Source organism: Solidesulfovibrio sp. C21 (genome assembly GCF_047785625.1).
Taxonomy (GTDB): domain Bacteria; phylum Desulfobacterota; class Desulfovibrionia; order Desulfovibrionales; family Desulfovibrionaceae; genus Solidesulfovibrio.
The window spans coordinates 1-15,480 of record NZ_JBLODY010000005.1; the positions used below are offsets into that span (position 1 = coordinate 1).

The following is a 15,480-nucleotide window of genomic DNA, read 5'->3' on the forward strand; positions in this document are numbered from 1 at the left end:
CGGGGGGCCCGTGGCCTCCCGGCGGGGGCGCGGGGGCGGAGCCCCCGCTTGCTTGCTCGCGTGCCGCCTGCCTACCGCACGGCTTCGGGCAGGGTGAGGACCCAGAGTTCGGTCTTGTCGGTGGTGGGGGTGATGGTGAAGGTGGTGGGGACGGGTTTGCCGTCGCGGGACAGCTGGCCGCCGGGGGCGAGCTGGTAGTCGCCGGGCTTGGTAACGGGCTTGCCGTCCTTGTCGGCGACGGGGTTATTCGGCTTGATGGTCATGCCGAAGTCGTTGTCGGAGGTAAGAATAAGGGTCTTGTGGTCCGGGGCGATGGAGAGGCCTTCGGCTTTTTCGGCGGTCCAGCCCAGGGCGCGCAGGTCGGCCACCTTGGTTTTTTTGGCCAGTTTGACGCCGAGTTTTTCCAGCGCGGCCGGGTCGGAGACGGTTTCGAGGGGCTTGCCGTCGGGGGCGGTTTTGCCGGTCAGGTCCGTGGCCTGGGACAGGTCGATGGCGTAGACGATGTTGCGCATCTTTTTATCCGCGCCTTTGCCTTGTTCCACGGTGAGGAGTTTGGTCGGCGAGATGGCGGTCAGGTCGCCGAGTTTGGCGTCGGCGTTTTTTTTGTAGGCTTCGGTGTCCAGGGGATAGCCGAACATACGGGTCTTGCCGCTTGCCGGGTCGAGTTCCACGATGCGGATGAAGGGGGCTTTGGAGGCTTTGACCTTGCCGTCGACGTCGAGGATCGACTGCACGGCGGCGAAGACCTTGCCATCCGAGGTCACGGCCACGCCTTCGAAGCCCCGGTTGGGCTGCCGCTTGGCCACGATTTCGGGCAGTCCCTGGCCCGGGCCGTATTTCTTGAGGATTTTCCCGGTGGCGGCGTCGACGTTGACCAGAAACGGGCCGTATTCGTCGCACAGCCACAGGCTGCCGCCCGGGGCCACGGCGATACCTTCGGTATCCAGGCCGTTGCCGTCCGTGGGCGGCACGGACAGGTCGGCGGCCAGGGGCGTTTCGCCGGTGCTGCCCACGCTGCCCTTGGGCAGGGGCCGGCCGGAGATGGGCTTGCCGGCGGCGGTTAAAAGCGGCTTGATGGCGAGGACTTCCACCTTGCCGTCCTTGACGCGCAGTTTGGCCAGGGACGGGGTGTAGTCGGGGGCGGGGAAAATTTTTGCCGGTTCGGGCTTGGCCCCGGGGGCGGGAACGTAGTCGGGCGCGTCGGCGTTGGGGCCGCGATCGCCCACGGCGTAGAGCACGATGGAGCCGTCGGCGTCCTTGCCGGCGAAGACCACGCCGGAGCCAAGCCCCAGGGGAAATCCGTCCGGGAAGGCCTTGGCCAGGGTGGCGGGGGCCGGGATGTTGGTCGATTTGGGAGCCTCGACCGTGTATTTCTGCACGGTCGGGGCCTGGGCGGCCAGGGCGCTGGTGGCGGTCAGGATCGCGGCCAGGGCGATGGCGAGGGGACGTGCGGGCATGGGAAACTCCTTACTTTTTTGCAAGGAGTAGCCAAAAAATGTGACGCTTGGGCGAACGGAGGCGTCACACGAAGTTCACGGAAGCGGCACCGTGGTCGGGAAAACGGCCGGGAAAAAGATGCTCGTCAGCCCGGCGAAAAGGCCGGTGAGGGCCGCCAGTGTGGTCAGGAAGGCCACGGCCAGCATGAGTTTGTGGCGCAGGGCGTTTTCCTGGGGCATGACCACGCCGAGGCACAGGAGCGTGAGCAGCGTGCCGGTGCCGTAGAGGGCCACGGCGATGCTCAGGCGGTTGGAAATCTCGCCGACCAGGGGCAGGAAGCCGAGCACCAGCCAGGCCATGGCGGCCAAGGTGGCGATCTGGCCCAAAAAGCCGATCCGGGCCGTCAGGCGCAGGGTGAAGTTGTAGTAGTCGCGGCCGAAATCGTCCTTGTCGCGCCGCCAGACCAGCCAGGCTCCGGTGAAGATGCCGGCCAGGGCCACGGACTGGGCGATGCCGAGCACGAGCAGCCGCCAGAACAGGGAACCGGCCGGCGGCAGCAGGAATTCGGGGCCGGTCGGGGCGGGAAGGGCGAGGCTTAAGGGGCGCAGGCTGGCCAGGCCGGTGTAAAAGGCGACCCAGAGCAGCACCGTGGCCGAGAGCCCGATGACCGCGTGCAGGGATTTATTTGTTTTGAGGCGCTGCCAAAGGCCCCGGTAGGCGAGAAAGACGGCCGCGCCGAGGAGGATGGGGCCGGCCACGGCGGCCAGGGGCAGGGGGATGCCGCAGACGTAGGGGGCCTTTTCGGGCAAGAGGAACCACAGCGCCGCCAGGGCCGCGCAAACGATCACGAAGACCCACAATCCGCCGAGCAGGGCAAAGGTGGAAGCCTGTTGGCCGAATTTATCGATGAATATTTTCAGCCGCTTGGTTTTGTGCAGGCCCGTCAGGGAGGTGATGGCCGGCACCGAGGCGGCGGCCAGGGCCAGTCCCAGATGCAAGGCCAAAAGGAACATGACCGCCCAGAAGATTGCGATGGGGATGGCCTCGGTCATGAGGAGTGTTCTCCTTTGCAAGTCGGGGTTGGCGCGGATCAGGCATGACGGCGTGAAGCGCCACGCCTTGCCGACGGCTTTTGCCCTAAATTCCTGTCGGATGCAACAAACAGCCGCACAGTGAAGACCGCGTCGCAAAATCGGCTTGCGCAACGCGCTCCCCTGACGTAGTTTCTGGCGGAACTTGAATGGGTTGCCAACTCTTTATCCCTGCATTGCGACATGAGCGGAAAACGTCTTGTTACGGCGGCCACGGCCATCTGTTTCTCCTGCCTGCTTGCTGCATGCGGGCCGGGCAATACGTTGCGCGTGGGCAAGGGGAGCGATGATTTCCGTCTCAAGGCGGTGGAGTCGTCCCTGGAGAAAGCCGAGGCGACGCTCAAGGATTTGGAAAAGCGCCAGACCCACAGCGACGGCCAATTGGCCCTCCTGGCCAAGCGGGTCGGCGAAATCCAGGCCGCGCTCCACGCTAAGGGCGTGAAGACCCCGGAGGTGGCCGTGCCCCAGGGCAGCGCCCTGGGCATCGGGTTCGTCAATCCCGGGGCTGCGCCCGGCGCCGCGCCCGCCTCTCCCCAGCCCGGGCAGACGCCGGAAGTTTCCGCGCCGCCGTCCCCGGGACAGCCGGCGAAGCCGGAGCATGCCCAGCCCCTGGCCGGGGAGGGCATCCCCATGCCGCCTCTCGGCAGTGTGCCGCCGGCCAGGTCCCAGCCTTCGTCCCGTGTGAACACGCCCAAGGGGCGTCACGGCTATGGCCGGGTGGGACCGGCCGAAGCGCCGACCACGCCCGAAGCCGCCATTGCCGCCGATAAGGTTGCCACGGCGGCCACGCCTCCCGCCACCCCGCCGTTGCCAGTAACGGCAGCGGAGAAAAAGCCGGCCGCGACGACCGCGCGACCGCCCCAGACGCCGCCTGTCGCCGGATCGGCCGCCGCGCCTGCCGCTCCGCCGGCCACCGCCACGGCAGCGCCCGCTCCCACGGAGCCTGCCGCGCCGCCGGCTTCGCCCGCGCCCGCGCCTGCGGCCACACCTGCCGCGACTCCCCCCGAGCCGTCTCCCAAGCCGGCACCGACCGGCGGCGGGTCAGGCCCGGGCGGGTATGCCGAAACCGCTTCCCCGGCCGAAAAGGAGGCCTACAACAGGGCCTTGCAACTGGCCATAAACGGCAACGCCAAGGCGGCCAAGACCGCCTTCGAACAATTTCTGGACGCCAATCCCAACAGCCCGCTGGCCCCCAATGCCCTCTACTGGGTGGGGGAGGGGGCTTTCGCCGCCGGGGACTACAAGACCGCCATCGGCGACTTCGAGAAAGTGGCCAAGGGCTGGCCCGGGCACGGCAAGGCCGCCGATGCCTTGTACAAGATGGCCATGGCCCAGGAGAAGGCGGGGGATACGGCCGCCGCCAGGGCTTCCTACGAGCGGTATCTCAAGGATTACCCCAAAGCGGAACTGGCCGGTCTTGTTCGCCAGAAACTCCAATCCCTGCCCAAATGACCAACGAGCCGGTCGCGCCCGATACCGCCTGGACGGGCGATGACGCGTTTTTGACCGAACTCGGGGCCTGCCTGCGCCTGCGCCATGCCCCCGGCATCGGCCCCCGGACCTGGAAACGCATTTTCGACCGCTACGATTCCGCCGCCGCCGCACTGGTCGACGTGCGCAGCTTCGGCCCCCAGGGGCTTTGCGACGACGCGGTCGCGGCCGGGCTCGCCCGGGGCGTCTCCGCCGCCGCCGCCGAGCGGGAGATCGAGGCCGCCGCCGCCAAGGGCCTTTTGCCCCTGCCTTATTTCCATCCGGCCTACCCGGCCCGGCTGCGCGATTTGCCCGATCCGCCCGTGGTCCTCTACGTCGTCGGCGAGGCGCGGCTTCTCTCCGGCCCCTGCGTGGCCATGGTCGGGGCCAGGCAGTGTTCGCGCTACGGCTTCGCCGCCGCCCATGAAATCGCCGCCGGGCTTGCCGCCAGCGGCATCACCGTGGTGTCCGGGCTGGCCTACGGCATCGACCGGCAGGCCCACCTCGGCGGGCTGACGGGTCCCGGACGCTCCATTGCCGTGTGCGGCACCGGGCTCGACCTGGTCTATCCCGACGCCAATCTCGACGTCTGGCGCGCGCTTGCGGCCGATGGCGCCATCATCAGCGAATTTCCCCCGGGCACGCCGCCCCAGGCCCAGAATTTTCCCATCCGCAACCGCATCATCGCCGGGCTGTCCCTCGGGGTCATGGTGGTGGAGGCGGCGGCGCGCTCGGGCAGCCTCATCACCGCCCGGCTGGCCCTGGACCAGGGACGCGAGGTGTTCGCCCTGCCTGGGCCGGTCAACCTGCCCACCTATGCCGGCTGCCACGCGCTGATCGGCCAGGGAGCCAGACTCGTGCAGACGGCCGAGGACATCGTGACCGCCCTGGCCCGGGAACTGGCCGCCTTCGTGGACATGCCGCGCCCAGCGCCGCCGCGCCCAGCGCCGCCGCGTCCCGCGCCGCCCGCCGCTTCGAAACGCCCGTCCGCGCCGCCGGTAGCGCCTCCCGCCGCCCCGAAATCCAAGCCCGCTCCGCCCACGCCGCCCGAACCTCTCGTTGCCCCCGCCGCTGCGCCGCCGGACCTTCCGCCGCTCGAGGCCGGGATCGTGAAGCTTTTGGCCGACGGCAGTAAGCGCCACATCGACGCCCTGGCCCGGACCCTCGAGACCGCTTCCGGCCCGCTGAGCCAGGCCCTGGTGCTGCTCGAGATGAAGGGCCTTGTGCGGAAATGGCCGGGCATGTACTACACACGGGAAGTGGAAGGGTAACGCGATCCATGCAGAAAATCCCGCTCAACCTGGCGCGGCCGGGTATGATTCTGGCCAAGCCCGTGGCCAGGGCCGACGGCATCGCCGTGGCTGCCGCCGGCTCCGAAATTTCCGAAAGCCTGCTTTCCCGTTTCGACTCCATGGGCGTGGAGCAGCTGGTGGTCGAGGGCGAACCCATCAGCCTCGACGGACCGGGCGGCGCGTCGTCGTTCGACAAGCGTATCGAGCGCATCCCCTTTTTGTTCCGCAAATATCCCGACGACAAGTGGATGGGGCAGATCCGGCGGCTTCTGGACAACTATTTCCACATGAAGGCGGCCTCCAGCGCGGCCCTGGTTGCGGCGGCCGCGGCGGCCAAGGCGGCCAAGGAAACCGCTACGGCAGCGCCCGCATCCGGCCGGTCGCCGGCTGAGGCGTCCGCCCCGGCCGCCAAGGGCAAGGGGGCCGCGAAATGAGCGAGGACCTGCGCACCGAGCGCAAGGACCGCATCCTGGCCGTGCGCGACCTGCCCACCCTGCCCAAGGTGCTCGAAGAGGTGAGCAAACTCGTCGAGCGTCCGGACTCCACCACCGAACAGGTGGCCAAGCTCATCAGCATGGACCAGGTGCTTTCGGCCAAGGTCCTCAAGATGGTCAATTCGCCGGTCTACGGTTTTCCCGGCCGCATCAGCTCCATCGGCCACGCCCTGGTGCTTTTGGGCTTCAACGTCCTGCGTTCGATCATCGTGTCCACCTCGGTCTTCGAGGTCATGACCGAAAACATGGTCGGGCTCTGGGAGCACAGCCTGGGGTGCGCCATGGCCTGCGGGACCACGGCGCGGATGCTCGGCTTCAAGGATGCGGAGGAGTATTCCGTGGCCGGGCTGCTGCACGACCTCGGCAAGGTGGTGGCCACGGTCCAGCTGCCGGACCTCAAGCCCGAGATCGAGCGGGTGGTGACCGAGCGCGACTGCTACTACCTCGAGGCCGAGCGCGAGGTGATGGGCTTCGGCCATGACCGCATCAACGCCTGGCTGGCTGGCCATTGGAAGCTGCCGGCCAACATCAAGGAAGGGCTTACCTACCACCACAAGCCCCATCTGGCGAGCCTGTACCCCGAAATGGCCAGCGTCGTGCATCTGGGCGATTTCATGGTCCGGGTTTTCGAATACGGATTTTCCGGCGATGTGGGAGCCACCTACCTGCAACCCGAGGCGCTCAAGATTTTGAAGCTCAAACCCGCCCACGTCGAGAAGCTCCTGGATCATCTGTGCGAGCAGTTCGTGGAGATCGCCGACCTGTCGTTCACCTGATCCGCCATGCCAGACACCCCTCTTTGCCTTTTCCCAAGGCCCCAGAAGATCATGGTCTTAAGCCCCGATCAGGATTTGATGGCCCTTTTCGGCCAGGCGTTTACCCCGGCCGAGGTCGAACTGCTCGACCGGCCGTGCGGCCGGGGGGCCATCGAGCACCTGTTCAACGATCCACCGGACCTGCTCGTGGTGGACCAGAAGCTCGCCGACATCCCGGGGCTCGATCTCGTGGCCATGGTCAAAAGCGAGAACGTCTACCGGCAAATGCCGGTGGCCCTGGTCATGGACGAGGCGGCCCTGGCCGTCCGGGACATCGACTGGTGCGCCACGGAGGTCGACGAGCTGCTCACCCGGCCGCTTGACGCGGTCATGCTGCGGGCCCGGGTGTCGTTGACCCTGGCCCGGGCCTCGCGCTCCCTGGACGCCAATCCCCTGACCAAGCTGCCCGGCAACACCTCGATCATCGGCCGCATCCAGGAACTTATCGAGCGCAAGGAGGATTTCGCCCTGGCCTACGCCGATCTCGACTACTTCAAGTCGTTTAACGACAAGTACGGCTTTTCCCGGGGCGACGAGATCCTCATGATGACGGCGCGCATCATCGTCAACACCGTGCGGACCGTGGGCGGGCAGAAGGCCTTTGTGGGCCATGTCGGCGGCGACGACTTCGTCTTCATCCTGCCGCCGGACCGGGTGGAGGAGGCCTGCAAGGCCGTGGTGGTCAGCTTCGACGACATTGTGCCCCATTTCTACGACGCCGAGGACCGCGAGCGCGGTTTCATCCTGTCCACGGACCGCGAGGGCAACCGCCGTTCCTTTCCGCTCATGGCCATCTCCATCGCCGTGGTGTTCAACCGCGACGGTCGGCTCACCCACTATGGCGAAGCCTCGCAGATGGCCATGACGCTCAAGAAAAAGGCCAAGGAAAATCCCCGGAGCTGCTATGTCCTCGATAAGCGGCAAAGCTGAACCGGGCGCGCCCGGCGCAATGGCCCGGCCGGAGACCGTGGTCGGTTTTCTCGACTACCTCGCGGCCGAGAAAGGCTATTCCCCGGCCACGCTGGCCGCCTACGGCGTGGATCTGGACCAGTTCGAGATTTTTTTGCATGGCCGGGGCCTCAGTCTGGGCCAGCCCCGGCAGGTGACCCGGGAGCATGGCCGGGGTTTTCTGGCCGAGCTGCATCGCCGCCGCGAGGCCAAGACGTCCATGGGGCGCAAGCTCTCGGCCTTGCGCGGCTTTTTCCGCTACATGCTGCGCAGGAAGCTGGTGGCGATCGATCCCCTGGCCGGGCTCAAGAATCCCAAGACGGAAAAGCGCCAGCCCAAGGCGCTCAATGTGGACGAGGCCGTGGCCCTGGTCACGCCGAGCCCCGGCACGCCGGCCGCCGACGGCTCGCGCGAGGCCTGCCGCGATCTGGCCCTGGCCGAGCTCCTTTACGGCTCCGGGCTTCGCGTGGCCGAGGCCGTGGGGCTCGACCTCGACGACGTGAGTATCGCCCAGGGCGTGGCCCGGGTCTACGGCAAGGGCGGCAAGGAACGGCTGGCCCCCTTAAGCGACGCGTCCCGGGAGCGGCTGCGGGAATATTCCCTGCGCCGGGCGGAATTCGCGCCCGATCCGCGCGAGCAGGCATTTTTTCTGGGCTCGCGCGGCGGCCGGCTGAACCGTCGGCAGGCGGCGCGCATCGTCGACGCCCTGGCCAGGGAGGCCGGCATCGCCAAACACACCCACCCGCACATGCTGCGCCACAGTTTCGCCACCCATCTGCTCGAATCCGGGGCCGACATGCGCAGCGTCCAGGAACTGCTCGGCCACGCGCGCCTCTCCACCACCCAGCGTTACACCCATCTCGAGCTTGCCCGCATCATGCAGGTCTACGACAAGGCCCACCCGCGCTCGGACGAAGCGTCCTCGACGCATACCGCCCCGAAAAAAAGCTGAAGCGCCGTCTTTAACCGGGATATTGCCGCGGGGCGGATGTTTCTCTATGGTCGGGCACTTTACAATCCCTTGGGAGGACACCTCATGCCGCGTCGCCTGTTGCTCTTGTGCTGTCTGTCGTGCCTGCTCGCCGCTACCGCCTGGGCCGGGGAATTCGACTGCGCCAAGCCGCCCTACGGCACGCCGCTGGCGGAGGTGAACGACCACGACTACTTCGTGAAGTTTTTGGAGAAAGACGGCGTCTCGTACTACAATTTTACCGGTCCCTGCCGGCTGGGCGTGCATGAGCGGCTGGCCCCGGTGATCGTCTACGGCGTGGTCGACGGCAGGCTGTACGACCGCATCATGCGCACCGAGCATGACAACATCGACATCATCAGACAGGTGACGACAAAGCTGGCCGGCACGCCCGAAACGGAGACCGACGGCGATTGGCTGGTGATGTCCTGGGATTTTCCGGAAAAGAAGATGAAGATGAAGCTCAAGTACAACAATGCGACCAAGGCCACCAAATCGGCCGTCTATTACGAGCCCCTGCGCCCGAAAAATACCGAGCCCGAGGACTCCCTGGGCCGGTAGGCGATCGTCGGGGGAAGGGGCGCGGTCGTTTCTCGTCCTACGTGTCCGAGGCGGCGGCGACGCCGCCCGGGCGCGCCCCGCAGGCCGGGCGAAAGTCGCAGTAGGCGCAACGCCGGGCGTCCGGGCGCGGGGGAAAGCGCGTGGCCATGGACAGGTGGCGCAGCACGAAGGCCAAAAGCGCCGGCGTCTGGCCGGTGATGGCTTCCTCGCGGCCGGGCTGGTCGCGGCGCGGGCCGAAAAGGGGCTTTTCCCGGCCCGTTTCCTTGAGCTCCACAAAGGCGGCGTCGGCCGGGGTCTCGCCCTGGCTTGCCGCGTACAGCCAGCAGTAGAGCGGCAGTTGCAGGCTGCCCACGCGTCTGGCCACGGTCTCGAGCAGTTCCGGGTCGTCGTCCGGGGTGGTGAACCGGGACAACCGGCCCCACAGCGCCTCGTCGTCCCACAGGGACTGCCCGAGTCCCGGCAGGCCGCCGGTTTTGTAATCCAAAATCACGATGCCGTCCTCGCGGCGGTCCACCCGGTCGAGCCGGCCGCCGAGCAGAAAGCTGCGCCCGGCCGTCTCGATGCTGGCGGCCAGTTCGGTTTCGAGGGCCACGGGCATGGTGCGCGGCAGGCCGGCGGCCATGGCGGCAAGGCGCGTGCGCCCGGCCCGCAGCAGAAGCAGCCGGCCGTCCGGCGGCAGGGCCTCGTAGGCGGCATGGGCGCGCAGACGCGTTTCGAAAAGATCGGCCAACGCGGCGGCGTCGATATCCGCCGCGTCGATGTCGCGGCCGAGATAGGGTGTGAAAAATTCCTTCAGTGTGTCGTGGACCACCTGCCCGACGGCCGCCCGGTCGCCTTCCTCGGCCACCTCGGCCAAGGGGGCAAGCGGCGTCAGGTAGCGGTAGAAAAAGCGCAAGGGGCAGGTGAGGTACGTGTCCAGAAAGGTGGCGGACAGGCGTTTTTCGGCCAGGTAGGCGCGCAGGCGTTCGGCCACGGCCGGGGATTTGGGCATGGCCGCATCGCCTTCCGGGATGGGGCACAGGGGGATCGAAACCAGGGACACCGGCGCTTCACCGGGTAAAAGCACCCGGCCGAGCCGCTTTTCCTCCTCCCACAAAAGCTGCTCCACGAACCGGCTGCGCACGGGTTTGTCCTCGAAAAGTCCCGCCCCGGAGGACCCGGTGCGGTAAAAGACCGTGATCTCCTCGGCCCCGAAAAAAAGCCGGTAGATGTTGTAGGCGGCGACAAGGTCGCGCTCGCGGCTGTCCGGGAGTTTTAAAAGCCGTCGCAGGGGATCGGGAAGCAGGGGCTCGTAGGGCGCGGCCCCAGGCAGCTTGTCCTCCACCGCGTCGAGGACGAACACCCGGCGAAAGGAGAGGAGCCGGGTTTCCAGCACGCCGAGCACCTGCAAGCCGGTCAACGGTTCGGCCTCGAACGGGGCCCGCTCGTCGGCCAGGAGCCGTCGCAGCAGGGCGAAAAGTGTTTCGCGGGGCAGGACCGCGTCGGCCAGCCGGCCGCCGGTCAGGGCCGGGACCACGTTCGTGGCCAGGCGAAAAAGGCACTCGGCGTCGATGAGAAACCGTTCCCAGGCGTCGCCGCTGCGCGCGGGGTCGAGCAGCAGTTCGCACAGCCCGCCCACGGCGTTGCCGAGCGTCCGGGGCGTGTCCACCTCCTCGAAGGCGGTCAGGCACGTCTCCAGAACCTCCCGGCACAGGTCCAGGGCTCCCTTGGGCGGCGGGGCCTCCTCGTCGCCGAATTCCAGGGCCAGCGGATCGACGAAGGCGCCGCCCTGGCGCAAGGCCGCTTCCAGGGCGTGGAACACGGCCCGAAGCGGCTCGTCGTCGCCCGCGTGCAGCATCTTGAGGTAGGGATGGCGGATCAGCGCCACCAGCTCCCGCCAGTGGTAGCGCCCGGTATCCAGCCGCGTCTCCTGCAGGGTGAGGATGGTCTCCAGGAGCCTGGCCAGTGACGAGCGGGCCAGGGGATAGCCCATGGAAATATTGACGTCTTTTCGCGGCAGGATGTGGAGCACCGGGGAGAGCAGGCCGGTGTCCGGCAGCACGATGGCCGTGCTGTCCAGGGCGTCGGCCGCCTGTCCCTCGGCCAGACAGCCTTCCAGGGCCTTGAGCTGGGCATGGAGGTCGTGGCCCTCGAAAAAGCGCAGCTTCTTGGAGGACAGGTTGGCCGTTCCCGCGCCGAGCACCAGGGTGGGGCGGTCGGGATCGTCCTTGCGACGCGCGCGGCGGGCCTTGCCGCCGGTGATGCAGCCGGCCCGGGCGTTAAGGGTCCCGAGCCAGCGCTTCTGCTCCAGGCAGGCGAAATGCACGCGCCCGCCGGGATTGGCCAGGGCCGGGTCGCCGTGCCAGAGCATCTCCAGGTTTCCCTGCCGCCAAAGCGCCGTGAAAAGCGCTTTTTCCGCCCCGGAAGCCACGGCGAAGCCGCAGGCGAAAATCCGCTTGCCGGCAAGGCGCGTCGCCGCCTCCTTGGCGTTTTCCCCGGCCAGGGCCAAAAGGAGCCCCGGCGTGGCCAGGCCCGCCTCGAGCATCTTTTCCCTGTACCGGGCGTAGATGGTGCCGAGGCGGGCGAGCAGCGCGGCGGCGGGCGGCACCACCTGCCCCTCCAGGTATTCCAGGTCCCGGCCGGGCACGTTGTGGCGGAAAAGCTCCTCCATCAGTTCGGCCAGCTCCAGGCCCCAGGGAAAAAAGCGGGCCATGTCCGTGGGAAACGCCCCGGGTTGGGGCCCGTTCGCGTTTGCCGCGGCGATTTCGCGCACGATGTCGTAGAGGAGCGCCACCCGGTCGAGGGTGTCGAGGGTCACCGGCGGCTCGGGCATAAACGACGCGCCGACGTCGGCCGCCCAGTCGCCGACGGCCACGATTTCCGGCAAAAGCAGTGGCTTTGGCAGCCCGGCCATGGCGGCCAGCCGGTCGCACAGGTGCCTGGTCGCCCGGCGCAGGGGGAAGATGACCAGCGTGTCGCGGAAATCGCCGCCGGTTGCGGCCACGAGCCGCTCGGCCACGGCCCCGAAGAATTCCTCGGTCCAGGGAATGACGCCGACGGGTTTCACGAAGCGGCCTCCACGGGCCGGCAGACCCGCTTGTCGAGATAGACGAGCAGCCCCCGGGCCGGCAGTCCCGCCCGGCCGGGCAGGGCGCGGGCCAAACGCAGGTAGCGGGAGACCTGGGTCGCGTGTTCGGGGTCTTCATGGCCGGTCTTGAAGTCCAGCACCAGGGTGTGCTCCGGTCCGGCGAAGAGCAGATCCGGCCGATGGCGGGCACCGGAATCGTCCAGGAGTTCGCGCTCCAGGAGGCCTTCGGCCAGGGCGTCCCGGCAGTCGGGCACGCCGGCCAGCCATACCAGCATGTCCGTGAATTCCCCGGTCAGCCGGGCGCGAAGGCCCGCGTCCAGGCGCTGCCCGCCGAGGGCCATGGCGGCGGCGCGCTTGGCGGCGGGCTGCGGATCGGCCGGGTCATGGCCCAGGCGGGCGAAGGTTTCGGCGGCCAGGTGGGCCAGCTCGCCGCGCCGTTTTTCGGAAAAGCGCAGGCTGTCGCGGATGTCGCGGGCCACGTTGCGGTAGACCTTGAGACGCGGCAGCCAGGCCATGGGCGCGTCCACGGCGATGGCCTCCGGGGCGGCCGCGACGGCTTGTCCGTCCTCGGTTGTTTCCCTGCCGGCCGGGGTCCCGGGGCGGGGGGCCGGGCAGGCGCGGGAAGCGGCCGGCGGCGTGTCGGGCAGGCTCCCCAGGCGGATGGGCTCGCCGGCGGCCGGATCGTGGCCGAAGGCGGCGAAAAGGATGGTCAGCGCCTTGGGCAGGGGATAGCGCGCCTCGTCGCGCAGCTTGCCGAAGCCGGGCACGAAGGCGTGCAGCTCCACCTGGGGCCGGGTCCAGGCCACGTAGAGAAGATGGAGCTGTTCGGCCAGCTCGCGGGCCCGGCGCAGGGCATGGTCCGGGCCGAGGCCGGGCATGTCCGGGGCCAGCACCTCGCCTTCCTCCACGTGGCCGACCACCAGATCCGCCTGTCCGGCCTTGCCCGTGAAATGGTGAAAGGGCACGACCACGGCCGGAAACTGGAGGCCCTTGGCCTTGTGGATGGTCATGACCCGCACGGCGTCGATATTTTCCGGCTGGGGTACCTTTTCATCCGATCCCAGTTCGCGCCAGAAGTCGAGAAAGGCGGCGATGGAGCCGTAACCCTTGCTCTCGGCCAGATGGGCGATTTCCAGGAAACGGCGGATGAAGGCCTCGTCGCCGGGGCGGCGCTTTAGCAGCCGGTAGCCGGCCACGATTTCGCGCAACAGGTCGTAGGGCGCGGCCAGCCCGGTCTGGCGCTGGTAGGGCCGGATAAGCCGGTCCCAGACGTCGGGCCAGCGGGCGCGAAAGGCCAGGGACAGCGAGCCTCGGTGGGGCAGGCCCGTGACCCAGTCGGCCAGCTCGTCGCGGCCGATGCCGGCGATGTCGCCGAAAAGCTCGCGTCCGGAAACGAAGGCGAAAAAGGACAGGCTGTCCGGCGGAAAGTCCAGAAAGGCCAGCATGGCGGCCAGCTGGCGGATGAGCGGATGCTCGGCCAGAAGCAGGCTGTTTTCGGTCACCACCGGGATGCCGGCCCGGATCAGCCAGTCCGCCACCCGTCCGGCCTGGGGATTGGACCGCGTCAGCACGGCCACGCCGCCCGGGCCGTGGCGGGGGATGAGCTCGTCCGTCAGCAGTCGGACGAGGGCCTTGCGGGCCTCGTCCTCGTATTCGCCGGCCGAGGCGCCGGGCAGGGCCGTTATGCGCACGTGTCCGTCCGGGCCATGGTAGTCGTCGGGCAGGCTCTGGCGGGCGTCGGTGAAGGCCCGGCCAAGCGCGGCCGCAAGCTTTGGCGCGGCGGAGGCGAGGCTTGGGCCGAGCAGGGCGGCGGCCACGCGGTCCGCCGTATCCGGATCGGCCAGGGGGGCGAAAAAGCGGTTGTTGGCGTCGACCACCACCGGGGCGCTGCGCCAGTTGACGGGCAGCGTCTGTCGCGTGACGCCGTCGACCACCCCGGAAAGCTCGGGATCGGCCGGGGCCTCGTCGAAAAGGGCCGCCTCGCCGCCGCGCCAGCCGTAGATGGCCTGCTTGACGTCGCCGACGAGATACAGGCTGCCGCCGCGCGCCAGGCATTCCAGGGCCAAAAGCCGCAGCACCTCCCACTGGTCGCGGGCCGTGTCCTGGAATTCGTCGATGAGGATGTGGGCCAGCCCCGCCCCCAGCCGGCACCAGGCATCGGGCACGCCCATGTCGCCGCCGAGCCGGCCGGCCACCAGGCGCGACCACTGGGAGTGGGGGAGCTTGCGCATCTGGGTCAGGTAGGTGGGGTAGTCTTCGGCCAGGGCCCCGGCCAGGGCGACGAAGGGCGCCAGGCCCATGGCCGCGCGCAGGGCCGGCAGCTCACGATCGCAGGCGGCATGGGCCTCTCTCAGCTCGGCGTAGAGGCGTTCGAGCTCGGGCGTGACCGCGTCGCGGCTGGCCTTGAGCATGCAGTCGGTAAGCGTCGCCTTGCCGGCGTAGGCGGACTGGGGCGGGGCGTCGGCCTGGGCGGCCTCGCGGCATTTGCGCAGAAAGGCCAGGAAATTGGAATTGGCCTTGAGCGCCGCCGCGTCCAGGGCGGCGAAAATGGCGCCGGCCGCGTTGGCCAGCCGGCCGATGCGCCGCTCGAGGCCCAGGCGCAGAGCCTCGGGTTCGGCCGGCTGGGCCAGCGGCTCGGTCAAAAGCTTCTGGGTGACGGCCAGGATCCGCTCCCGAAAGGGGGCCATGGGCAAAAAGCCGGACGTCCCCTGGAGCAGGGCCGCCGCCGCGTCGCCGAAAAGCCGGCCCAGTCCCGGGTCCTCGGGCAACCGGGCGGCCAGCCGGTCGTAGACGTCGGACAGCAGTTCCGCGTCGTTGAAGGCCGGCTCGAAATCCGGGCGCAACCCGAGGTCCAGGGCGAAGATGCGGGCCAGAAGGAACAGCAGGCTGTCGATGGTGCGGATGTTGAGGCGCTCGGCGTGGACGAGCAGCTCTTCCAGTTCGTCGCGGGCCTTGCCCCGGGAGTCGGCGTCCGCGCCGCCGAGGCCGAGAGCGATCTTTTTTAAGCGCGTGAAGACCCGCTCGCGCATCTCGGCCGCGGCCTTGTTGGTGAAGGTCACGGCCAGGATCTCGGGCAGGGCGTAGCCGGCCTCGAGGCTGCCGGCGCAGCTGCGGGGCAGGTTTCGGGCCGTGCGCAGGGCAAGGGAGATGAAGCGCTCGGTTAAGGCGTGGGTCTTGCCGGAACCGGCTGAGGCCTTGACCTGGATCAGCATGGGCGAGGCTCCTTGGCGCGAGGCATGGCTGGCAGGCTATCCTCATGGCCGCTTCGGGGCAATCGTTTCGGCCCGCCGCGAAACAGGGGGCGGATGGCAGGCTTCTTGCTGCACCGGCATTGC

11 protein-coding genes are annotated in these 15,480 nt (G+C 68.5%); 7 read left to right on the forward strand and 4 right to left on the reverse strand.

What is annotated here, in order from left to right:
- Positions 1-71: 71 nt before the first annotated feature.
- Complete coding sequence (locus ACMZ6R_RS02720; RefSeq protein ID WP_416109318.1) at positions 72-1,457, reverse strand: esterase-like activity of phytase family protein; 1,386 nt, start codon at positions 1,455-1,457, stop codon at positions 72-74.
- Between the two features lie 75 nt (positions 1,458-1,532).
- A complete protein-coding gene (locus tag ACMZ6R_RS02725) occupies positions 1,533-2,489 on the reverse strand; it encodes a hypothetical protein (RefSeq protein ID WP_416109320.1) in 957 nt (318 codons plus the stop codon).
- Between the two features lie 222 nt (positions 2,490-2,711).
- Between ACMZ6R_RS02725 and ybgF the strand changes: the two genes are divergently transcribed.
- The 7 genes from ybgF (at position 2,712) to ACMZ6R_RS02760 (ending at position 9,078) form a co-directional block, all read left to right on the forward strand.
- A complete protein-coding gene (gene ybgF / locus ACMZ6R_RS02730; protein ID WP_416109322.1) occupies positions 2,712-3,980 on the forward strand; it encodes a tol-pal system protein YbgF in 1,269 nt (422 codons plus the stop codon).
- Positions 3,977-5,269 carry a DNA-processing protein DprA gene (dprA, locus tag ACMZ6R_RS02735; protein ID WP_416109323.1) on the forward strand — a complete coding sequence of 431 codons (1,293 nt, stop codon included), beginning with the start codon at positions 3,977-3,979 and terminating at the stop codon, positions 5,267-5,269. Before ybgF ends, dprA begins: the two co-directional genes overlap by 4 nt.
- Positions 5,270-5,277: 8 nt before the next feature.
- Entirely contained in the window at positions 5,278-5,724 is a 447-nt protein-coding gene (locus ACMZ6R_RS02740) for a hypothetical protein (RefSeq protein ID WP_416109325.1), read from the forward strand.
- The gene (locus tag ACMZ6R_RS02745; RefSeq protein WP_416109326.1) at positions 5,721-6,560 is read left to right on the forward strand and encodes an HDOD domain-containing protein; all 840 of its coding nucleotides are present in this window, start codon (positions 5,721-5,723) and stop codon (positions 6,558-6,560) included. Before ACMZ6R_RS02740 ends, ACMZ6R_RS02745 begins: the two co-directional genes overlap by 4 nt.
- 6 nt (positions 6,561-6,566) lie before the next feature.
- Positions 6,567-7,529, forward strand: coding sequence for a diguanylate cyclase (locus tag ACMZ6R_RS02750; protein ID WP_416109328.1), 963 nt, complete (start codon positions 6,567-6,569; stop codon positions 7,527-7,529).
- The gene (locus tag ACMZ6R_RS02755) at positions 7,504-8,499 is read left to right on the forward strand and encodes a tyrosine recombinase (RefSeq protein ID WP_416109329.1); all 996 of its coding nucleotides are present in this window, start codon (positions 7,504-7,506) and stop codon (positions 8,497-8,499) included. Before ACMZ6R_RS02750 ends, ACMZ6R_RS02755 begins: the two co-directional genes overlap by 26 nt.
- Before the next feature lie 84 nt (positions 8,500-8,583).
- On the forward strand, positions 8,584-9,078 hold the full coding sequence (locus ACMZ6R_RS02760; protein WP_416109331.1) for a hypothetical protein: 495 nt from the start codon (positions 8,584-8,586) through the stop codon (positions 9,076-9,078).
- A 37-nt stretch (positions 9,079-9,115) separates the two neighbouring features.
- Here ACMZ6R_RS02760 and ACMZ6R_RS02765 read toward each other — a convergent pair whose 3' ends face one another.
- Positions 9,116-12,124, reverse strand: coding sequence for a PD-(D/E)XK nuclease family protein (locus ACMZ6R_RS02765; protein WP_416109333.1), 3,009 nt, complete (start codon positions 12,122-12,124; stop codon positions 9,116-9,118).
- Entirely contained in the window at positions 12,121-15,357 is a 3,237-nt protein-coding gene (locus tag ACMZ6R_RS02770) for a UvrD-helicase domain-containing protein (RefSeq protein ID WP_416109335.1), read from the reverse strand. The genes ACMZ6R_RS02765 and ACMZ6R_RS02770 overlap by 4 nt, the downstream gene beginning before the upstream one ends.
- Between the last annotated feature and the right edge of the window lie 123 nt (positions 15,358-15,480).